Origin of the sequence: Paenibacillus plantiphilus, assembly GCF_927798095.1 — a bacterium.
Classification (GTDB): Bacteria; Bacillota; Bacilli; order Paenibacillales; family Paenibacillaceae; genus Paenibacillus_Z; species Paenibacillus_Z plantiphilus.
In genome coordinates this window covers 212028-232286 of the sequence record NZ_CAKMMF010000004.1, presented here as the reverse complement: position 1 = coordinate 232286, position 20259 = coordinate 212028, and the positions used below count along the sequence as shown (strand labels likewise).

Below are 20259 nucleotides of genomic sequence, written 5' to 3'. Positions count from 1 at the left end.
GAATGGTTAATGAAGCAATGACGCCGAGACAAATCGTGACAGAGCTCGATAAATATATTGTAGGCCAGAAGCAAGCGAAAAGGTCTGTCGCGGTTGCGCTTCGCAATCGTTACCGCAGAAGTCGTCTGGACGAAGCGCTGCGCGACGAAATCGTTCCCAAGAACATTCTAATGATCGGTCCGACTGGTGTCGGCAAGACCGAAATTGCGCGCAGGCTGGCGAAGCTTGTTAATGCGCCTTTCGTTAAGGTGGAAGCAACCAAATTCACAGAGGTCGGGTATGTTGGCCGGGATGTGGAATCTATGGTGCGTGATCTGGTGGAAACGGCTATTCGGATGGTCAAGGCGGAAAAAACGGAAAAGGTGCGCGATAAGGCGGAGAGACTGGCTAATGAAAGAATCGTATCCCTCCTTGCTCCCTCCATCTCGAAATCGAAGACGCAGAAGAATCCGCTTGAGATGCTATTCGGCAATACGGCGAACAAGGAGACCGAGGAGGAGCCCCAGCAGGACGCATCCTTGCAGGAGCGCCGCAGACAGGTGAAGGAGCAGCTCGAAGCCGGCAAGCTGGAGAATGAGAGTATTGAGATTGAAGTGGAGGATACTTCCCCCAACATGCTCGATATGCTGTCTGGACAGGGCGGAGAAGGCATGGGGATGAACATGCAGGAGCTATTCGGCCAATTCATGCCCAAGCGGACCAAGAAGCGCAAGCTGCCGGTGAAAGAGGCTCGCAAGGCGCTGACACAGGAGGAAGCGAACAAGCTGATTGATATGGATGATGTCATCTCCGAATCGGTAAACCGTGCGGAGCAATCCGGCATTATCTTTATTGACGAGATCGACAAGATCGCGAGTCCGTCTCGCGGATCAGGACCGGATGTGTCGCGTGAAGGGGTGCAGCGCGACATTCTGCCAATCGTAGAAGGCTCGACAATTATGACGAAATATGGCCCAGTCAAAACAGACTACATTCTGTTCATCGCTGCGGGTGCTTTCCATATGGCCAAACCTTCCGATCTGATACCTGAGCTTCAAGGGCGCTTTCCGATCCGTGTCGAGCTGACCAATCTCAGCCTGGAGGATTTTGTGAAAATTCTGATCGAGCCTAAAAATGCGCTGACCAAGCAATATACAGCGCTTCTTGAGACCGAAGGGATCCGTATCGAGTTTTCGGATGAAGCGATACATGAGCTTGCGTCAATAGCTGCGGACGTGAACAAGAACACGGAGAATATCGGTGCAAGACGACTTCACACCATACTTGAAAAGCTGCTGGAGGATCTCTCATTTGAAGCGCCTGAGCTGCAGCTGGATCAGATGATGATCACGCCGGAATATGTTCGTGAGAAGCTGGGCAATATTGCGAAAAATCGCGATTTGAGTCAATATATTTTATAGGGCACGGATAGGAAAGTAGGAGGCAAAGAAAAAATGATTTTACTAGCAAAAACAAGAACGCTAAACCGGCTGCTGCAGCGTGCGGCCGGTGGAGCGCTCAATTTCCGGGAAATGGCGGAGGTGCTGTGCACAACGATACAGGCCGATGTGTTTGTAGTCAGCCGCAAGGGCAAGGTGCTTGGCTGTGCAGCTGTAGGACCTCACCAGCATGATCAGCTGCGGACGATGAGTGCGGATGAGCTTCGTTTTACTCCCGAGAGCAATGAACGGTTTATGAGGATGCAGGAGACGCTTACGAACGTAAAGCCGGATGAAGGCGTGCATGAAGCGTTTCCGATGATGGCCAGTCATGAGAAAATGACAGTTGTTCCCATTGTTGGCGGACGTGAGAGAATTGGTACGTTGGTCCTATTGCGCAGCTCAGATCCATTCGGAGATGATGATCTCATTCTTGCAGAATATGGCTCGACCATTGTCGGGATGGAAATTTTGCGGGAGCGTGCGGATGAAATCGAAGTCGAGGCAAGAAGCAGAGCTGTCGTCGCAGTAGCAGTAGGCTCCTTGTCGTTTAGCGAGCTTGAAGCGGTGGAGCATATTTTTGAAGAGCTGGATGGCAAGGAAGGCCTTCTGGTTGCTTCCAAAATTGCTGATCGTGTTGGTATAACACGTTCGGTCATCGTGAACGCGCTGCGGAAGCTGGAAAGTGCAGGCGTTATCGAAACCCGGTCTCTGGGCATGAAGGGGACCTATATTAGAATGCTCAATACCCAGCTCATTCAAGAGTTGAATAAGAACAAACATTAATATTACACGATATTTCCAAAAACAGGTCCATTTTCCTGAGTCAAAGTCCTATCTTTTTTAAAAGATAGGGCTTTTTTCTTATTGTAATAAAATAGGAAGTTGAGGAATATTAACTTGTCGGCAATCGTCGACAAGTGTCTCTCATTTTTTTAATAATTCTTTGTCGAAGAAAGAAGGAATGCGAGAGATTCTGTTGAATATCTTACAAAGACAATCATATGGAAAGAGGGGTTTTTCAGTGAAATTGTTGAATGGCCCAGAGTTTAGCAGGCTGGAAACTGCGATTAGTGCTGCAGAAACACGTCAACGCGTTATATCAAATAATATTGCAAATGTTGACACGCCGAAATTCAAACGTTCAGATGTACTATTCGAAACGCTGTTGGAGCAATCAATGGGCAAAGGAACATCACAGCTAGCAGGCTTTCGTTCAGATCCTAGACATTTTGTCATAGGTTCAGCGAATGCGATGCAGCAGCCCAAAGTAGTGACTGATAGTAAAAGCGTTATGAACAACAATGTAAACAATGTTGATATCGATCGAGAAATGTCGCTTTTGGCGAAGAATCAGCTGAACTACAATTTCTATGTAGCTCAAGTGAACCATCATGTAAAAATGATGAGAACAGGAATTGAAGGGAGAGTTTAGAATTTGAAGCTTACAAATGGTTTCGATGTTAGCGCATCGGCATTAACGGCCAACCGGCTTCGAATGGATGTTGTCTCTTCCAACATCGCCAATGCCGAAACGACGAGAGCGAAATTTGTCAACGGACAATACGTACCTTACAAACGCAAGATGGTCGTATTGGAACCGATGAATCGCTCCTTTTCTGATGTCCTGAATGGGCAGCTTGGCGGATCAACAGGTAGTGCTAAAGGGGTAAAAGCAACCCGGATTATTGAGGACAGCACGCCTTCCAAGCTGGTCTATAATCCTAGTCATCCTGATGCCGACGTGAACGGTTATGTACAAATGCCTAATGTGGACGTGCTGAAAGAAATGGTCGATATGATCTCGGCATCCCGGGCATATGAGGCAAACGTAACAGCTTTGAATGCTTCTAAAGGCATGCTTACGAAAGCGCTTGAAATCGGAAGATAAAATAATAAATGGGGGAAATTTCATTGATCAATCAGACTATGCTTAATCCTGTACAAGCGGTTCGTATGACTGAATCTAGCGCAGTGAAAGACAAGACGCCAGCTGAAATGACGAAAAGCTTTGGCGAATTTCTGCAAAATGCTCTGGATGGTGTGAGCGCGCAAGAACAGAATGCCCACGTCATGAGTGATAAATATCTGATCGGTCAAGTGGATGTATCGGAAGTCATGATCGCTGCCGAGCAAGCACAGCTCAGCTTGCAGTTAACCTCACAAATTCGCAATAAGGTCGTCGAGGCTTATCAAGATATTATGCGTATGCAGCTATAATCGCGCTCGGGACATGGTAAAGCATAAGGTGAGGTGGAATTGTGAATGAGAAATTCGCCCAATATCGAGCTAAGTTATCGCAATATTGGGGTTCAGTAGGAAAAAAACAAAAGATATGGTTAGGCGCGACAGCGGGCGTGCTGATCCTGTCGATTATCTTATTGACCGTCATCTTCTCGAAGACGGAATATGAGCTGGCGTTCCAGGATTTGGGTGCGACGGATGCGGCGGCAGTAATGGCTTACCTGGACGGAAGCGGCATTCCGTACGAGCTGGCAAACGGCGGCAAGAGCATTCTCGTTCCGACAGCGGACGCTGATAGAGTAAAGATAGACGCCGGCTCACAAGGTCTGGTACAGAACGGTTCGATCGGATTTGGCGTTTTTAGTGAAGGCGCATCTCCGTTCGGTGCGACAGATCGTGAGTTTGACGTCAAGTATCGTAATGCGCTGAACGGAGAAATTCAGCAATTGCTCTCCAACATGCAGGGAGTCAATTCGGCTGACGTTCTCGTCAATCTGCCAGAGGAAAGTGTTTTCCTGTCGACGGAAGAGAAAGAAAAAGCTTCTGCTTCCATCATGATTATGTTTAAACCGGGCTATCGTCCCAATCAGAAGGAAGTCGATGGCTACTATAATCTGGTAAGGACTTCAGTCCCGAATTTGAGTGTTGCCGACATTACAATATCGAGTCCAGAGGGCGAAATGGCAGCCTCTGACGCGATTGGCGGTAATGGTGCCAACGGCGCAGCAACGCTGGAGTCTCATTTTCAAATCCAACGTAAATATGACAATGACCTGAAAAGAAGCATACAGCAGTTCCTTGGTCGCATAGTTGGATCCCAGAATATTGAAGTGAATGTGCTAAGCAGCTTTAACTTCGATAAGAAAAAGACGGATGCGAAGATTGTTCAACCGCTCCCGAATAACGGCAACAACGGCATCATCATAAGTGAGAATACAACGTCCAGGACGGCAACAGGTTCAGCTGGCGCTGGCGGAGTTGCAGGTACGGGCGATACTGATGTCCCTGGCTATCAGGCTACTGACGGAAGCGGCGGCTCGGAATCAGAAGAAAATACACGTACTGTTAATTTTGAAGTAACGCATATCAATGAACTTGTTGAATCCGGTCCCTATGTAATCAAGGATCTCGCAATTAGCGTTGGCGTTGAGAAAAGCAAGCTTGATGAGACGGCAAGAACGGATATCAACAATTACCTTAAATCACTTGTCCGAACGCAACTGGTTGAATCTGGTCAGGATGTTAATAATGACGAATTAATGGAGAAAAAGGTTTCAATCATCGGTCAAACTTTCGCTGAGGGCAGCGCAGCATCTGAATCCTCGGGTCTCTCGACGGCCTGGATGATTGGTATTGGAATCGCTGCATTGGCATTGATTGGCGGCTTGCTGTTCGTCATTCTTCGTCGCCGCAAGCAGGCTAATGAAGCAACGGAAGAGATCATTGTGCCTGGCAAAGTGGAATATCCGACCATTGATTTCGACAATGCGAATAATGAAAGTCAAGTGCGCAAGCAGCTCGAAAGCCTTGCGAAGCGCAAACCGGATGAATTTGTTAATTTGCTCCGGACTTGGCTTGTTGATGAATAGAGGTGGCCTAGTTGGCGAAAGTATCACAAGGATTCAGTGGACGTCAAAAAGCAGCAATATTGTTAATTTCGCTGGGCCCTGAAGTATCCGCTCAAATTTTCAAGCATTTGCGGGATGAGGAAATTGAGCAGCTGACACTGGAAATCGCCAATGTGCGAAAAGTAGACAGCGCTGACAAAGAATTGATTCTCGGTGAATTTCATCAAATCTGTCTTGCACAAGAGTATATCTCTCAAGGCGGTATTACGTATGCGAGAGAGATTCTAGAGAAGGCTCTCGGAGAGGCAAAGGCGCAAGAGGTTATCAATCGATTAACCGCTAACTTGCAGGTTCGTCCATTCGATTTCGCACGCAAAGCGGATGCCAGCCAAATTCTTAACTTTATTCAGAATGAGAACACCCAGACCATTGCGCTCGTGCTTTCGTACCTTCAAGCAGAGCAGTCCGCGCAAATCTTGTCATCCTTGCCGCAGGACAAACAGGCCGAGGTTGCAAGACGCGTTGCTCTTATGGACAGCACGTCGCCAGAGGTTATATCGCAGGTGGAACGCATTCTTGAGCAGAAGCTGTCAGCTACTGTTACTCAAGATTACACCAGTGCGGGTGGTATTGAATCAATTGTCCACATATTGAATGGCGTTGACCGCGGAACTGAGCGTACAATATTGGATGCATTGGAGATTCAAGACCCGGAACTGGCGGAAGAAATCAAGAAGCGGATGTTCGTTTTCGAAGATATCGTCAACATCGACAATCGTTCCATCCAGCGGATCATTCGCGATATCGAGAACGCCGACCTTCAGCTTGCGCTTAAGGTTGCGAGCGAAGAAGTGCGGGAAGCGATTTTCCGCAATATGTCCAAACGTATGGCGGAGACTTTCAAGGAAGAAATGGAATATATGGGACCTGTCCGGCTGCGTGATGTTGAAGAAGCTCAGACTCGCATCGTAGCAACGATCCGCAGGCTTGAAGAAGCTGGCGAGATCATCATCGCACGCGGCGGAGGAGATGATATCATTGTCTAGGCTGTTTAAATCAACGGACGTTATCTCGGTCGAAGATATGAAGCGCCTTGAATGGTATAACAAATATGTGTTTAAGCCCAGTCCCGGATTGGATGAGGATGCAGAACCAGAAGGACCTGATGAAGAGACGGTATCGCTTCGAGATCAGATTCTGTCTGATGCGGAATCCTTCGCCAAGCAGCGTATTCAAGAGACTGGAGACCAGATTGAAGTGATGTACGGTGACGCCAAAGCTCAAATTGAGGCTTGGTGGGAAGAACGCCGCGAGCAGGATACGGAGCTGCTTGACCAAATACGCCAGGACGGATACCGACTTGGGTATGACGAAGGTGCTGCTCAAGCCAGGCAGGAAGTGCAGGAGCAATGGCAATCGATGCTTGTCGAGGCCAGAGCGATATTGGATTCGGCTTATGAGACGAAGGAGCAAATTATTCTGGAAGCAGAGCCTTTTCTAGTAGAGCTGAGCGCTGCCATTGCTGAAAAAATTATTGGCAAGCAGCTTACCGTTTCGCCAGACTGGTCGCTTGAGCTCATTCGCAAATCGCTAACTCGCAGACGGGAGCAGGGCGTAATTACCCTTTGTGTATCTCCGAAGCAGTTGACTTTCGTGCAAGCTGCTCGCGAAGAGCTAAGCCTGGCAATTGATTCACAAGCGGAATTGCAGATAGTTCCGGATGTTACGGTGAAAGACTTTGGATGTGTTATTCGTTCATCATTCGGCAGTATCGATGCTAGAATCGATACGCAGCTAACAGAGATCAAACGTGAGCTTGTCGGACTGGCTATGCACGCCGAAGAGCGAGGGAATGCCGATGAAAGCTAGCTCGCTGGATGCGGCGAAATATATTGAGCATATGCGGCCGATTGATCCGGTTCGTGTCAATGGCAAAGTAACGCAGGTCATTGGCTTGACGGTTGAATCAGAAGGTCCTGATGCAAGCATCGGTGATGTTTGCTACATCTACCCTGTTAAGTCGGCGAAACCGCTAAAAGCAGAGGTAGTCGGATTCCGCAATAACAAAGTTATTCTTATGCCGCTTGGTGATTTGCAGTCCATAGGACCCGGCTGTGATGTGGTCGGCACGGGCAAGCCGCTGACTGTACAGGTAGGCTCGGAGCTGCTTGGCAAGGTGCTTGATGGATTAGGACAGCCGCTGGATGGCACTCACATCTCCAGGCGGATGCCGCACTATTCGACGCACAATGCGCCCAGCAATCCGCTGTCAAGGCCTCGTGTTACCGAGCCGCTCAGTATCGGCGTGCGAGCAATCGATGGGTTGCTGACGATTGGCACTGGGCAGCGGGTTGGTATTTTCGCCGGCTCTGGTGTCGGGAAAAGTACATTGCTTGGTATGGTTGCTCGCAATACATCAGCTGACGTCAACGTGATTGCACTTATTGGAGAGCGCGGCCGCGAGGTGCTCGAATTTATCGAGAAGGATCTGGGACCCGAAGGGTTGTCACGCTCTGTCGTTATTGTTGCTACATCCGATCAGCCGGCATTGATTCGAATTAAAGGCGCGCTGATTGCGACGACGATTGCTGAATATTTTCGAGATCGTGGTCTTAATGTCATGCTCATGATGGATTCAGTCACTCGGTACGCAATGGCGCTTCGGGAAGTTGGACTAGCAATTGGAGAGCCGCCGGCTACGCGCGGTTATACACCATCGGTTTTTGCTAATTTGCCCAAGCTGCTCGAACGTGCGGGTACGGGACCAAGAGGCTCGATAACCGCATTTTACACCGTGCTCGTCGATGGAGACGATATGAATGAGCCGATTGCAGATGCTGTTCGCGGTATTCTCGATGGACATATCGTATTAACTCGCGATTTGGCGAACAAAGGGCATTTTCCTGCGATTGATGTGTTGGCTTCGGTCAGTCGTGTCATGAAGGACATCGTTCCTGAGAATCAGCAGGATGCAGCGAATGAGCTGAAGCGGCTGCTCGCTGTTTACAGGGATTCGGAAGACCTCATTAATATTGGGGCGTACCAGCGTGGTTCCAACGCGGAAATTGATAAAGCGATCGACAACTATGAGACGATACGGGAGTTTACCCGTCAGAAGACGTCAGAGAAGGTCGACTATCAAGAAGCATTGGAGAGGCTCGTCATCGATTTCTATAGGAGATGATTCATTAGATGGCCAGGTTTCGTTATGCGTATCAGAAGGTGGTTGACTTAAAGTCCAGTGAGAAGACGCAGGCAGAATGGCTGCTGTCTGCTGCGCTAGGCATCCTGCATTCCGAGGAGTCGACCCTTCAGAAATTGTATGAAGAACGCGCAGAGTGGTGTCAACGGCTGCAGGATGCTTCGCAAACGGCAGTGCCGCTATCCGAAATTCTTGTCATGCAGCAGTATGTCGATCATTTGGATGTCTGTATTATGCGCAAGCTGACTGATATTAAGAAGGCACAAAGAGAAGTCGATGAGCGCAGAGCTTTCTTGTCTGACAAGATGAAGGACGAGAAGGTATGGCTGAAATCGAAGGAACGCGCATTGGATCGTTTTCGTGCAGTTGTACAGTTAAAGGAACAAAATGAGCTGGATGAGTTGGCTACGGTCCGCTTCATCGTTCCGGCCCCATAACAGAAGGCAAGCTTGTCGAATCGGACAGACGTCCGAGGGAGGGATAATCGTGGCGGACTTGGATATTGAAAAGCAAGGGTATAGCGGGTTTGAACGGTTTATGTTTTTTGTAACACCGATTTTGTTTACGCTCGTTCTGTTAGGCGTTCTGGTTACTTTATTCAATTTTGATCTTCGCAACAAAGCGCTTGAATTCGGCAACTCTATTCCGCTATTGAACTCGCTGCTGCCGGACCCGGTAGTTGAGGAGGGCGTTATCGTGGATGAAGAGAAGATCAAGAATGAGAATTCGTCAGCCAAGATTGATGAGCTGAAAGCATCGCTTGCGGCCAAGGAAGCAGAGCTTGCCAAAGCAGTCGGAGAGCGCACGAAGCAAGCGCAGGAAATTAAAGATTTGCAAGGGCAAATCGATCAGCTCAAACGCGTTAATAGCGAGGAACTGCTGGACGAGGAGCAATACCAGAGCAAAATTACGGAGCTGTCCAGCATGTATGCCAAGATTTCGCCTGGCAAAGCAGCACCGATTCTGGCAGCTATGGAGCTCGAAGAGGCCGTTCTCGTATTGGATTCCATGCGGCCAGAGGATCGAGTGCGTATTCTGGAGAAGATGAATCCTAAGAGAGCAGCCGACGTCACAGTCATGCTGAAGGATATTAAGGAAGTAAAGGATCGCCAAATTGCGGCGCTGCAGGCACGTATTAAACAGCAAACCGCAGCTACACAGCAAACGGAAACGGTTCTTGATAAAGCGCAGCTGAAGGAAACCTTCGCAAAAATGGATCCGAAGAGCGCTGGCGATCTGCTACTCAAAATGTCAGATGTAAGCGCGAGTAAAGTGCTGCGCATATTGAATGCGGTTGATGATACAACGCGTTCGGGCATCCTGGCAGCCATGTCCAAAAAGAACGAAGCGGTTACAGCACAGCTTGTCTCCAAGCTTATGACCGGCAAATAGAGCCGCCATTCACTTCTATTAGGGAAGGAGGTGAAATGTATGCAAATGTCCATTTCTCAAGCAACATCAGGCGCTGCACCGGCTCAACCAGGCGGTACGCCGGCTGCCAAGAGCGCAGCAGGGGCTTCGTTCGGGCAAACACTCGTTCAAACGATCGCAGGCTCATCGGTAGACAGCGGCCAAGCACAGGCTGCGGCAGAAGGTGCAGTGCCGACTACAACCGCTAATGCATTGACTTCATTGCTGGGCGGCAACCTGACAGCCGCTGATTTGATCGCAGCAATTGAAGCGCTTCTGAGCAAGCTGGATGAAGCTGGCACCCAGGAGGGTGAGGTGAGTCTATCCGAGTCTGACTTGGAGAGTGCGCTGGAGCAGCTTGATAATTTGTTGGCTTTGTTAGGCGCAGTTCCTGTTATCGGGCAGCCTGTCTCCCCGTCCACTGCTAATGCGGTTGATGCCAGCGAGCCAACTGCAGATCCAGTCCATGCTGAGCAAGCGGGTAAAGGATTGGCGATCGTTCAAGCAGCAATTCAATCAGCAGTAGTGGTACAGACTTCTATTGCAGCGAATGCGCAGTCGAACGAATTAGCAGTTACTAATCCACAAACGGTTGAGACACTGAAATCGGCGCTGCAAGATGCGCTAACAGATCTGCGTTCTTTCCTGCAGCAAGGGAGGAGCGATGTTGTCAATCGGGAGCAATCAGCAATCATTGGTAAACAGCTGCTGGCAATTAAGCAAGTGCTTGATGGCAATGCGCTGAACAGTACGTCCACAGGTGCGGATATCGTTCTGAATGAAGAAACAGCAGCTGCTCTTCGCAGCATGCAAGCAGTAGTGCCGGCTTCGCAATCACATCTGCATCGTATGGCGCAGCAAGCGTTCCATGTAGGTCTGATGTCCGTTGTTCCAACTCAGGAAGAAGCGGCCGCGGCTCTTGAACAAGTCGTTGAACACCCGAGCACTGGAGCAGCTACCCAGCTAGCAGCAGGCACTCAGGAGGCTCAACGCCAGATTCAGACTGCTAAAGCACCTGTTATAGCACAGCCAGTACCGGTTCAGCAGTTTGCTGAAACGATGGAAGGTTTTGTTGTGAAGCAGTTTAATGTGACGACTGTGAACGGCGTTTCCGAGGCTCGTATTACGTTGTTCCCAGAGCAGCTTGGACAAGTGGATGTCCGTATTTCGGTTCAGAATGGTCAATTGACCGCCATGTTCGTCGCGGAAACAGCAGTTGCCAAGGACTTGTTGGAGAATCAATTAGGGCAGCTCCGTTCGGCGCTTCAATCCCAGGGGTTGCAAATCGACAAGCTTGAAGTTTCGAATAGCAGCTCTGTGCAGCCGAACTTATTCCAGGACCGAAATGGTCATAACGGAAGAGAGCAGCAGGAAGCAAAGCGAAACAAATCGAAGAATGATTCTGTCGGCGAAATCAATGGTTTCGATACCGGTTTGGAAGAAGTCTCAATCGAGCAAGCAGTTGATCGCGATATGGGATTCGGTAGGGGGATTAACACAATGGCTTAAATAAGAAGCCAGGTCACAGGATCGCCCTGGAACGGAGGTGAAGCACGAATGGCAGCAGATAATATTTCAACACGGAATGTTTGGCCGAATTATGACAGCAGCAATATTAAGCTGGCGACGGCTAAAGGAAAAGAGAACACGCTAGACAAGGATGATTTCCTGCGTATTCTGGTAACTCAGCTGAAAAATCAGGATCCGATGCAGCCGCTGCAGGATCGCGACTTTATCGCTCAAATGGCACAATTCTCTTCTGTAGAGCAATTGATGAACATGGCCGGTGATATGACGAAGCTTCGTCAGAATCTCGGAATGGCCTCCAGCATGATCGGTAAAGATGTGGATTGGTACGGCGTAACAGAAACCGGCGAAACCATCATTAAATACGGAACTGTTGATGGAATTGTCATTCGCGATGGCAAGCAATACGCGAAGGTTGGCGACACAGAAGTGGCGCTTGAAGATATCGTAGCCATCAGTGTAGGCGGTGAGCCTGCCAGTGAATGAACCAATGAAAATCGGGCATTTACGGTTATCTAGCGCAAATGCGGGGATCAGAAAGCCCCTGCAGCAGGATAGCAATTTCGGCGCTCCTTCATTTAAAGAAGTGCTGGATCGGAATGTACTTAAATTTAGTCATCACGCAGAGCTTCGAATGGAACAGCGCGGCATTACCTTCAAGCCGGAGACACTCTCGAAAATCGTGCATGCACTCGATCAGGCCGCTGCCAAAGGAGCTAAGGATTCACTCGTTCTTTATGGTGATATCGCGATGATTGTCAATGTGCCGAGTCGTACAGTCGTCACTGCTATGGATGGTAAATCGCTGCAAGGCAATGTGTTCACCCAAATCGACAGCGCTGTTGTAGTATCGTAACGGCTGGACCTTCATGGAGGCCGATAAAGCCGTGGATCGATGGAAGCGGCTTATGAAGAAAAATTCGCAAAAAACTTAGCTTATGCTTACGAAGTGAGTTTTTGCTCACGAAGAAGTTTATCAGGAAGTATCACAAAAACTAAGCTTATGCTTACGAAGCAAGTTTTTTGCTCGCAAGATGCGAATCAAGAAGAATTCGCAAAAAACTTTTAGGAGGTCGAAGAACGCATGTTAAGATCGATGTATTCCGGTGTTTCGGGTATGCGTGGGTTTCAAACTAAGTTGGATGTTATTGGTAACAACATCGCGAACGTCAACACGGTTGGCTTCAAAGCAGGTCGCGTTATGTTCAAGGACATCCTCAGTCAATCCGTTGCCGGTGTAACTCGTCCAGAAGCTGGTGCGACAGGTGGTGTCAATGCGAAGCAAGTCGGTCTTGGTGTAGCGCTTGCTTCAATCGATACACTGCATACGCCAGGCTCCGCGATGACGACGAATGTTCCGACTGATGTGCGTATCGATGGCGACGGATTCTTCGTCGTTACACCTGATGACGGCACAACTCGATTTTTGACTCGTGCAGGCGATTTCAAAGTTGATGCTCTTGGTCAGTTGGTGAATGGTGACGGAATGTTTGTACTCGGCTCAGATGAAGGGACAATTACTCTTGATCCTGCCGAAGTGAAATCCTTCTCTATCGCTCAGGATGGCTCCATCATTGCAGTGAATGCAGATGGAACAAGCGCAGTTGCAGCCCAGCTAGGCGTTATGAAAGTGGTCAACCCAGCTGGACTTGAGAAGCTCGGCGGCAATCTGTACGCGATGACTCAGAACGCAAATCCTGAGGGAGATATGACGATTACGTTCGCAGGCGACATTGAAGCAGGCACGGGCGCTATTATTTCCGGTCAATTGGAGATGTCCAACGTGGATCTGACCTCTGAATTTACAGAGATGATCGTAGCACAGCGCGGTTTCCAGGCGAACTCTCGTATTATCACGACTTCAGATGAAATTCTGCAAGAAGTAGTCAACTTAAAACGATAGGTCAATAACCACAGGGGAGGCCTCGCCTCCCTGCTAGGTTAAGGAGGAAGCTCATGATCGCTGTAACGCGTTTGAACGGAACATCTTTTCATATCAACGCGCTGCTTATCGAGACGATTGAAGAAATGCCGGATACACTCATTACGCTGACAACAGGAAAAAAAGTAATCGTGCTTGAAAAAGCGGCGGATGTGATTGCCTCCGTTCAACAATACCTACGTTCTATCGGTGTCTATGCGGCGACCGTGAAGAGCGAGCCATCGGAGGGACCATAATATGAAAAAAATGCTGCCTTGGTTGATCACGATATTGCTCGCCATTACCCTAATCGCAATTGTGGCGGTTATCTTGTTTAATACCATTTGGGGCGACAAGTCGAATGATCCGGCAACAAATGCTGCCAACAGTGCCAACAATGTAGAAATGAAGGTTCTGGACGCAGATGAGCGAGTAGAGGTAACGAGCGAGATTACCGATATTAAAACAAATTTAGCTGATCTTGAATATATCGGTGTCATGGGATTTGCGTTCACTTTGGATGACAAATCGACGAAAGAGGATTTCGACAAAATTAAAGACATTCAAATCAAGCCGATCATTATTCGTACACTTTCGGATATGATGCCAGATGAGCTTAAAGGCTCAAAAGGCAAGGATGAATTAAATGCCAAGCTGTTGAATCTGATCAATAAAAAGCTCGAAGAATTTTCTGAAGGAAAACTGGTCAATGTTGAAATTACAAACTACATCGTCACGAAACTGTAATTGCCTAGTCATGACGCATTCCTTCGAAGGGGGTGAGATAATTGGTTGATGTTTTGTCGCAGAACGAGATTGACGCATTGCTTGCTGCCTTGTCATCTGGTGAGATGGATGCTGAAGAACTGAAAAAGGAAGAAACGCAGAAGAAAATTCGTTCCTATGAATTTAAGCGTGCGGTCCGATTCTCGAAGGATCATATCCGGAGTTTGACTCGGATACACGAAAACTTCGCGCGATATTTGACAACCTATTTCTCAGCACAGCTTCGCACATTTGTTCAAATCAATGTCGTTCAAGTTGAACAGCTGCCTTATGATGAGTTTATTCGCTCCATTCCGAAAATGACGATATTGAACATCTTTGAAGCGGAGCCGCTTGAAGGACGAATGGTGCTTGAAGTCCATCCTAACGTAGCTTATGCCATGTTGGATCGCATGCTGGGCGGGCAAGGATTGGCGCCTTCCAAAATCAATGCACTCACTGAAATCGAAACCATTATAATGGAACGTATTTTCAGCCGGGCGTTTGAAAGCCTGCAGGAAGCGTGGAAGACGATAATCGACATATCACCACGGCTGGAAGCGTTGGAGACGAATCCGCAGTTTATGCAAATCGTTTCTCCCAACGAAACGATAGCTCTCATATCGTTAAGCACGAAGATTGGCGATACAACAGGAATGATCAATCTATGTATCCCGCATGTCGTTATCGAGCCGATCATGCCTCGATTGTCGGTTCATCATTGGTTCGTCTCGCAGAAGAAGACACGCGCGCCGGAAGAATTGGATGTACTGAAGCAGCGGGTTAGCAAAGCGAAGCTGGCCATTGTTGCAGAGCTTGGACAATCCAGCATTTCGATACGTGAGTTTCTCGGGCTTGCCGTTGGCGATGTAATTGGTTTGAATAAGCCGATAACAGAAGGTCTTGATATCAAAGTCGGGGAGAAGCTCAAGTTTAGGGGCAGTCCAGGATCGATTAAAGATCGCATGGCCATTCAGATTGACGAGGTAATCAGTGAAGGAGTGGAAGAAGATTATGACGAGTAAAGATTATTTGTCCCAAGAAGAAATCGATGCCTTGCTGCGTCAATCTTCCGATGAGCCGGATACGTCGAAACCATCTGAACCGTTAGAGGGTTTGAATGAATTTCTGAACTCTATTGAACAGGATGCGCTCGGAGAAATTGGCAATATTACATTCGGCAGCGCTGCAACTGCCTTGTCCACCCTGCTGGGCAAGAAGGTTGACATTACGACACCGAAGGTATCGCTTATTAAACGAAGCCAGCTTGATGAAGAATTTCCTAAGCCTCATGTTGCAGTATCCGTCCGTTATGTAGACGGTTTCGAAGGGATCAACTCGCTCGTCATTAAAACCAAGGACGCTCAGACGATCGCTGACTTAATGCTTGGCGGTGAGGGACTGGTATCGAATGAAGAGCTGAACGAGATACATATCAGCGCTGTACAGGAAGCGATGAACCAGATGATGGGCTCATCAGCAACATCGATGTCTACCATTTTCAATCGGTTCGTTAATATTTCGCCGCCTGGCATTGACATCTTGAATGTCTCCAACGGTGATGGGGTAGAAAATTTGCCTCCTGATGACATGTTCATCAAAGTGGCATTTCGTTTGAAGATCGGCGATTTAATTGATTCGACTCTCATGCAGCTGCTGCCTATCTCCTTCGCGAAGGATATGGTATCCACGCTAATGGGAGGAGCACCGGAACCGGAACCGGCTCCAGTAGCTTCAGCGCCAGTCAGTGCGCCAGCTGCACAGGCGCCTCCTTCTCAACCGGTGGCGCCGCCAGCTGCACCAGTTCCAACGACTATGCCGCAGCAGCCTGCTGCAGCTTATGGAGGTCCTCAAACATTGGGTGGAATGTCTAATCGTAATGTGAATGTTCAGCCGGTACAGTTTGCTAACTTCCAAGGTGCGCCGTATATTCAACCAGAAGAATCCAATCTTAATTTATTGCTCGACATCCCCCTTAAGGTCACAGTAGAATTAGGGAGAACTCAGAAGCAGATAAAGGATATTCTTGAGTTATCCCAAGGATCTATCATTGAGCTGGATAAGCTTGCTGGAGAGCCGGTCGATATTCTAGTCAACAACAAGCTGATCGCTAAAGGCGAGGTCGTTGTTATCGATGAGAATTTCGGTGTAAGGGTAACGGACATCGTCAGCCAATGGGACCGTATTCAAAAATTACAATAACACCTTAGGAGGAAGAAACAATGGCAAACCGCATTCTGATCGTTGATGATGCAGCATTTATGAGAATGATGATCCGTGACATATTAACCAAGAATGGTTATGAGGTTGTAGGTGAAGCTCAGGATGGTGCGCAAGCGATCGAGAAATACAAGGAACTCAAACCAGATCTTACAACGATGGATATTACGATGCCGGAGATGGACGGAATCGTCGCTTTGAAGGAAATCAAGAAAATTGACGGCAATGCAAAGGTTATTATGTGCTCTGCAATGGGGCAGCAAGCAATGGTTATTGATGCGATTCAAGCGGGTGCTAAAGATTTTATCGTCAAACCGTTCCAAGCTGATCGTGTAATCGAAGCGATCAAGAAAACACTCGGATAATTCAAGCATGATACAACGTAACAGATTGCGGCTTGCGGCGCTTGCTCTTGGTGGTTGGTTGGTGAGCGCTAAGGCAGCACTGGCAGAGTCTGCGAATGACACTTTTGATTCAGAGAAGTCCTCAGGTATTATTGATGGACCTGATATGACGGGCTATCTCGTATGGGTAACCGTTGCATTGGCGCTCGTCATCGGACTCATTATTCTTGTCATTAAGTTGCTGGCCAAGCGCAACCAAGGCTGGGGCGCCAATCGAACGCTTCGATCGCTTGGCGGCATTCCGCTCGGTCAGAACAAGTCTCTGCAGGTGGTTGAATTGTCCGGCCGCATCTATGTCGTCGGTGTCGGTGAGACGGTAACTCTTCTTGATAAGATCGATGATCCGCTGACTGCGCAAGCTGTTCTGGATTCTATGGAACAGCAAAGCGCCCGAGCATGGAGCACCACGTCATTTACTGACTTTTTGGGTCGTTTCCGCAAACGCAACACTGAGGCTGCGCCAACTAGTGAACCTTGGCAGGAGGCGAGCTCCTTTCAAGAGCTTCTCCAAAGCAAGATGAAGCGACAGTCGGACCAGAAGCAGAAGGTAGAGGAACTGCTCAAAAGGGAAAATCATAATGATCGGTTGTTGGATGAATGAACAAAAAAATCATAATTTCGCTTCTTGCACTTCTAGCGATAGGGTTATTATTCCAAACGCATTCATACGCTGAACCTCTTCCGAGCTTCAATTTTTCTTTCGGTGAGGAGGACGAGCAGCCTGGTACTAGCGCACTATCACTATTGTTGATTATTACCGTGCTTAGTGTAGCGCCAGCTATACTCGTTCTAATGACCAGCTTTACTAGAATCGTAATTGTGCTTGGATTCGTTCGAACCTCTCTAGGTACTCAGCAGATGCCGCCGAACCAAGTGTTGATTGGACTAGCCATGTTTCTCACTTTCTTCATCATGGCGCCTACGCTCGGACAAGTAAACGAAGTAGCTCTGCAGCCCTTCTTGAAGGGTGAGCTTACGCAGACAGAAGCATTGAATAAAGCTGCGGTACCGATGAAGAAGTTTATGTTCAACCAAACACGTGAGAAAGACTTGCTTCTCTTCATGGAATATACCAAAACGGAGAAACCGGAAACATACGAGGACATTCCAATCACTGTCTTGGTGCCAGCATATGCAATCAGCGAATTGCGAACAGCTTTTCAGATGGGCTTTATGATCTTCATTCCGTTTCTAATCATCGATATGGTCGTATCCAGTACGCTCATGGCGATGGGGATGATGATGCTCCCGCCTATTATGATATCGCTGCCATTCAAGATTCTACTGTTTGTTTTGGTAGACGGATGGTACTTAATTGTCAAGTCGCTGCTGCTTAGCTTCAACACCTGACGCTGAAAGGAAGGAGTGCGAGGCGTGAGTTCAGACTTTATCATAGCCTTGGCAGGGCAGGCGATTTATACGGTCCTAAAGGCTAGCGCACCTATGCTGGTGCTCGGTCTGATCGTTGGGCTGCTCGTCAGTATTTTTCAGGCAACGACACAGATTCAAGAGCAGACGCTTGCATTTATTCCGAAAATAGTGGCGGTATTGCTTTCGATGTTGCTGTTTGGCCCATGGATATTAAACACGCTGGTCGATTTCACCTACAATCTGCTGAGTAATTTGTATAAATACATCGGATAGGCTGTGAATCGATGGAGCAGTTTCTACAAGGTTTTCCTATTTTTTTACTTATTTTTTGTCGAATAACTTCGTTTTTCGTCGTCGCGCCTATCTTTTCTTCGCGAAATGTGCCGACAACGTTCAAAATCGGTTTAGGCTTCATGATATCGATCATCATATTTCTGGTTTACGGCTTGAAGCAGACGATCGTTCCGGATGCCGGATACATACTCATCATTATTCGAGAAATATTGGCAGGCGTATTGCTTGGATTTGTGGCGTATCTGTTTTTTACAGTTGTTCAAACAGCAGGCGCATTCATCGATTTGCAGATGGGCTTTGGTATGGCGAACGTTATCGATCCGATGACTGGCGCATCTTCACCGCTGATGGGCAACTTCAAATTTATGATTGCGACGCTGATCTTCTTATCTGTTAACGGTCATCACTTACTATTATCGGCTTTAATGCGAAGTTATGAATGGATACCGTTATCGAATGAGTTATTCGGCCGAATTTATGATGGAAGTATTAGCGATTTCATTACGAAGACCTTCGCCGAAACCTTCTTGCTTGCATTTCAATTGGCCGCACCGCTTGTCGTTGCGATGTTTCTGACAGATGTCGGACTGGGTTTTCTGGCTAGAACCGCGCCACAGTACAATGTGTTCGTCATAGGAATACCGATCAAAATTATTGTCGGCCTACTCATGCTGGTCATTATGATGCCAGGCTTGATCACGATCTTCGAGCACTTGTTCGCAGAATTGTTTCGGGCGATGGAGAAGCTGTTCAGCATTGTGCAAGGCCCCGTAACTTAGGCAGGAGGTCTGCGATCATGCGATCATATCGTTGGACGCTAGATCTACAGCTGTTTTCTCAAGAAAAAACAGAGCGTGCAACACCTAAGAAGAAACAAGAATCCAGAGAAAAGGGCCAAGTTGCCAAAAGTGCTGACCTGCCGGCTGCTTTTATCTTGCTTTTTGTTTTTCTCAGCTTTATTATGCTAGGCGAATTTTTCTATGAGCGTATTATGCAATTATTTGGTCTAATTTTTGAACAGAAGCTAGCTATGGAAATTTCGGCTGGCAATGTGATGACCTTATTCACAGATATTATGTGGCAATCTTTTATCTTATTAGCGCCTATTTTCGCAATTGCTTTTGTAGTCGCTATTCTTGGAACGTATGTACAAATCGGATTTCTGTTTACCGGAGAGCCATTGAAGCTCAAGCTGGAGAAGCTGAATCCGATAAATGGCTTTAAGCAAATTTTCTCTATGCGTTCAGTGGTTGAGTTTGTGAAAAATATTTTGAAACTATGTGTTATCGGCCTAATTGTATATTTGAATCTGTGGAACGAACGCGACCATATTATGCAGCTTGCGCGCGTCCCGCTGGAGAGTATGTTCAGCTTTACCGCCAGCCTGACCATAACATTGGGGCTTGAGATAGGCGGACTGCTTGTGGCGCTGGCCGTTCTCGATTATATCTATCAACGGTATGAGCATGAGAAAAGCTTGCGAATGTCAAAGCAGGATATTAAAGAGGAATACAAAAAGACGGAAGGCGATCCGCTCATTAAAGGGAAGATTCGTGAGCGCCAGCGTAGGATGGCATTGCAGCGAATGATGCAGGAAGTGCCCAAAGCGGATGTCGTCATTACTAACCCGACTCACTTTGCAATCGCCTTGAAGTATGATTCATCCAATATGGAAGCGCCGACGGTCATCGCTAAAGGAATGGATTATGTGGCGCTAAGAATCAAAGAGGTAGCAAAGGAAAACGGTGTTATAACGATGGAAAACAAGCCGCTCGCCAGAGCGTTATACGATAGGTCGGAGATCGGCGAGACGATTCCGGCTGATTTATTCCAAGCCGTTGCCGAAGTGCTGGCTTATGTATATAAGCTAAGAGGCAAAGGGAAATAGACTAGTTGCGACGATGGAGGAGGTAGC

25 protein-coding genes are annotated in these 20259 nt (G+C 47.8%); all 25 read left to right on the top strand.

Going from position 1 to position 20259, the window contains the following annotated elements:
- Nucleotides 1-2: 2 nt before the first annotated feature.
- Nucleotides 3-1400, top strand: coding sequence for an ATP-dependent protease ATPase subunit HslU (gene hslU / locus L6H65_RS04980; RefSeq protein ID WP_236339371.1), 1398 nt, complete (start codon nucleotides 3-5; stop codon nucleotides 1398-1400).
- 33 nt (nucleotides 1401-1433) lie between these two features.
- Nucleotides 1434-2204 (top strand): GTP-sensing pleiotropic transcriptional regulator CodY, encoded by a 771-nt coding sequence (gene codY, locus L6H65_RS04975; RefSeq protein WP_236339369.1) that lies wholly within the window; start codon nucleotides 1434-1436, stop codon nucleotides 2202-2204.
- Between the two features lie 238 nt (nucleotides 2205-2442).
- Nucleotides 2443-2853 carry a flagellar basal body rod protein FlgB gene (gene flgB / locus L6H65_RS04970; RefSeq protein ID WP_236339367.1) on the top strand — a complete coding sequence of 137 codons (411 nt, stop codon included), beginning with the start codon at nucleotides 2443-2445 and terminating at the stop codon, nucleotides 2851-2853.
- Between the two features lie 3 nt (nucleotides 2854-2856).
- A complete protein-coding gene (gene flgC / locus L6H65_RS04965; RefSeq protein ID WP_236339365.1) occupies nucleotides 2857-3309 on the top strand; it encodes a flagellar basal body rod protein FlgC in 453 nt (150 codons plus the stop codon).
- Between the two features lie 23 nt (nucleotides 3310-3332).
- Nucleotides 3333-3638: a flagellar hook-basal body complex protein FliE gene (fliE, locus tag L6H65_RS04960; protein ID WP_236339363.1), complete on the top strand. Its 306-nt coding sequence runs from the start codon at nucleotides 3333-3335 to the stop codon at nucleotides 3636-3638.
- 41 nt (nucleotides 3639-3679) lie between these two features.
- Nucleotides 3680-5251 (top strand): flagellar basal-body MS-ring/collar protein FliF, encoded by a 1572-nt coding sequence (gene fliF / locus L6H65_RS04955; protein ID WP_236339361.1) that lies wholly within the window; start codon nucleotides 3680-3682, stop codon nucleotides 5249-5251.
- Nucleotides 5252-5262: 11 nt separating this feature from the next.
- Nucleotides 5263-6276, top strand: a complete 1014-nt coding sequence (fliG, locus tag L6H65_RS04950; protein ID WP_236339359.1) for a flagellar motor switch protein FliG — start codon at nucleotides 5263-5265, stop codon at nucleotides 6274-6276.
- A complete protein-coding gene (locus tag L6H65_RS04945; RefSeq protein WP_236339358.1) occupies nucleotides 6269-7099 on the top strand; it encodes a FliH/SctL family protein in 831 nt (276 codons plus the stop codon). The genes fliG and L6H65_RS04945 overlap by 8 nt, the downstream gene beginning before the upstream one ends.
- Nucleotides 7089-8414 (top strand): flagellar protein export ATPase FliI, encoded by a 1326-nt coding sequence (gene fliI, locus L6H65_RS04940; RefSeq protein ID WP_236339449.1) that lies wholly within the window; start codon nucleotides 7089-7091, stop codon nucleotides 8412-8414. The genes L6H65_RS04945 and fliI overlap by 11 nt, the downstream gene beginning before the upstream one ends.
- 8 nt (nucleotides 8415-8422) lie before the next feature.
- Complete coding sequence (fliJ, locus tag L6H65_RS04935) at nucleotides 8423-8869, top strand: flagellar export protein FliJ (RefSeq protein ID WP_236339357.1); 447 nt, start codon at nucleotides 8423-8425, stop codon at nucleotides 8867-8869.
- Between the two features lie 49 nt (nucleotides 8870-8918).
- Nucleotides 8919-9824 (top strand): MotE family protein, encoded by a 906-nt coding sequence (locus tag L6H65_RS04930; protein ID WP_236339356.1) that lies wholly within the window; start codon nucleotides 8919-8921, stop codon nucleotides 9822-9824.
- A gap of 39 nt (nucleotides 9825-9863) precedes the next feature.
- Nucleotides 9864-11351 (top strand): flagellar hook-length control protein FliK, encoded by a 1488-nt coding sequence (locus L6H65_RS04925; protein ID WP_236339355.1) that lies wholly within the window; start codon nucleotides 9864-9866, stop codon nucleotides 11349-11351.
- 48 nt (nucleotides 11352-11399) lie between these two features.
- Complete coding sequence (locus tag L6H65_RS04920; RefSeq protein WP_236339354.1) at nucleotides 11400-11855, top strand: flagellar hook capping FlgD N-terminal domain-containing protein; 456 nt, start codon at nucleotides 11400-11402, stop codon at nucleotides 11853-11855.
- The gene (locus tag L6H65_RS04915) at nucleotides 11848-12225 is read left to right on the top strand and encodes a TIGR02530 family flagellar biosynthesis protein (RefSeq protein ID WP_236339353.1); all 378 of its coding nucleotides are present in this window, start codon (nucleotides 11848-11850) and stop codon (nucleotides 12223-12225) included. The genes L6H65_RS04920 and L6H65_RS04915 overlap by 8 nt, the downstream gene beginning before the upstream one ends.
- Nucleotides 12226-12453: 228 nt before the next feature.
- Complete coding sequence (gene flgG / locus L6H65_RS04910; protein WP_236339352.1) at nucleotides 12454-13272, top strand: flagellar basal body rod protein FlgG; 819 nt, start codon at nucleotides 12454-12456, stop codon at nucleotides 13270-13272.
- Between the two features lie 53 nt (nucleotides 13273-13325).
- Nucleotides 13326-13547, top strand: a complete 222-nt coding sequence (locus L6H65_RS04905; RefSeq protein WP_236339351.1) for a flagellar FlbD family protein — start codon at nucleotides 13326-13328, stop codon at nucleotides 13545-13547.
- Between the two features lies 1 nt (nucleotide 13548).
- Nucleotides 13549-14037: a flagellar basal body-associated FliL family protein gene (locus tag L6H65_RS04900; RefSeq protein ID WP_236339350.1), complete on the top strand. Its 489-nt coding sequence runs from the start codon at nucleotides 13549-13551 to the stop codon at nucleotides 14035-14037.
- A gap of 41 nt (nucleotides 14038-14078) precedes the next feature.
- On the top strand, nucleotides 14079-15080 hold the full coding sequence (gene fliM, locus L6H65_RS04895; protein WP_236339349.1) for a flagellar motor switch protein FliM: 1002 nt from the start codon (nucleotides 14079-14081) through the stop codon (nucleotides 15078-15080).
- Entirely contained in the window at nucleotides 15070-16257 is a 1188-nt protein-coding gene (gene fliY, locus L6H65_RS04890) for a flagellar motor switch phosphatase FliY (RefSeq protein ID WP_236339348.1), read from the top strand. The genes fliM and fliY overlap by 11 nt, the downstream gene beginning before the upstream one ends.
- A gap of 20 nt (nucleotides 16258-16277) precedes the next feature.
- On the top strand, nucleotides 16278-16640 hold the full coding sequence (locus L6H65_RS04885; protein ID WP_219870529.1) for a response regulator: 363 nt from the start codon (nucleotides 16278-16280) through the stop codon (nucleotides 16638-16640).
- A gap of 7 nt (nucleotides 16641-16647) precedes the next feature.
- Nucleotides 16648-17280: a FliO/MopB family protein gene (locus L6H65_RS04880; RefSeq protein WP_236339347.1), complete on the top strand. Its 633-nt coding sequence runs from the start codon at nucleotides 16648-16650 to the stop codon at nucleotides 17278-17280.
- Nucleotides 17277-18029 (top strand): flagellar type III secretion system pore protein FliP, encoded by a 753-nt coding sequence (gene fliP, locus L6H65_RS04875; RefSeq protein ID WP_236339346.1) that lies wholly within the window; start codon nucleotides 17277-17279, stop codon nucleotides 18027-18029. The genes L6H65_RS04880 and fliP overlap by 4 nt, the downstream gene beginning before the upstream one ends.
- Before the next feature lie 24 nt (nucleotides 18030-18053).
- Nucleotides 18054-18323 carry a flagellar biosynthesis protein FliQ gene (fliQ, locus tag L6H65_RS04870; RefSeq protein ID WP_236339345.1) on the top strand — a complete coding sequence of 90 codons (270 nt, stop codon included), beginning with the start codon at nucleotides 18054-18056 and terminating at the stop codon, nucleotides 18321-18323.
- 11 nt (nucleotides 18324-18334) lie between these two features.
- A complete protein-coding gene (fliR, locus tag L6H65_RS04865; RefSeq protein ID WP_236339344.1) occupies nucleotides 18335-19123 on the top strand; it encodes a flagellar biosynthetic protein FliR in 789 nt (262 codons plus the stop codon).
- A 17-nt stretch (nucleotides 19124-19140) separates the two neighbouring features.
- On the top strand, nucleotides 19141-20232 hold the full coding sequence (gene flhB / locus L6H65_RS04860) for a flagellar biosynthesis protein FlhB (protein ID WP_236339343.1): 1092 nt from the start codon (nucleotides 19141-19143) through the stop codon (nucleotides 20230-20232).
- Nucleotides 20233-20259 lie beyond the last annotated feature (27 nt).

Coding starts and splice junctions, on each gene's coding strand:
- L6H65_RS04880 (WP_236339347.1), top strand. CDS start 16,648: ATGATACAACGTAACAGATTGCGGCTTGCGGCGCTTGCTCTTGGTGGT.
- flhB (WP_236339343.1), top strand. CDS start 19,141: ATGCGATCATATCGTTGGACGCTAGATCTACAGCTGTTTTCTCAAGAA.
- L6H65_RS04905 (WP_236339351.1), top strand. CDS start 13,326: ATGATCGCTGTAACGCGTTTGAACGGAACATCTTTTCATATCAACGCG.
- fliP (WP_236339346.1), top strand. CDS start 17,277: ATGAACAAAAAAATCATAATTTCGCTTCTTGCACTTCTAGCGATAGGG.
- L6H65_RS04920 (WP_236339354.1), top strand. CDS start 11,400: ATGGCAGCAGATAATATTTCAACACGGAATGTTTGGCCGAATTATGAC.
- L6H65_RS04925 (WP_236339355.1), top strand. CDS start 9,864: ATGCAAATGTCCATTTCTCAAGCAACATCAGGCGCTGCACCGGCTCAA.
- L6H65_RS04885 (WP_219870529.1), top strand. CDS start 16,278: ATGGCAAACCGCATTCTGATCGTTGATGATGCAGCATTTATGAGAATG.
- hslU (WP_236339371.1), top strand. CDS start 3: ATGGTTAATGAAGCAATGACGCCGAGACAAATCGTGACAGAGCTCGAT.
- fliI (WP_236339449.1), top strand. CDS start 7,089: ATGAAAGCTAGCTCGCTGGATGCGGCGAAATATATTGAGCATATGCGG.
- L6H65_RS04900 (WP_236339350.1), top strand. CDS start 13,549: ATGAAAAAAATGCTGCCTTGGTTGATCACGATATTGCTCGCCATTACC.
- fliJ (WP_236339357.1), top strand. CDS start 8,423: ATGGCCAGGTTTCGTTATGCGTATCAGAAGGTGGTTGACTTAAAGTCC.
- fliR (WP_236339344.1), top strand. CDS start 18,335: ATGGAGCAGTTTCTACAAGGTTTTCCTATTTTTTTACTTATTTTTTGT.
- flgG (WP_236339352.1), top strand. CDS start 12,454: ATGTTAAGATCGATGTATTCCGGTGTTTCGGGTATGCGTGGGTTTCAA.
- codY (WP_236339369.1), top strand. CDS start 1,434: ATGATTTTACTAGCAAAAACAAGAACGCTAAACCGGCTGCTGCAGCGT.
- fliY (WP_236339348.1), top strand. CDS start 15,070: ATGACGAGTAAAGATTATTTGTCCCAAGAAGAAATCGATGCCTTGCTG.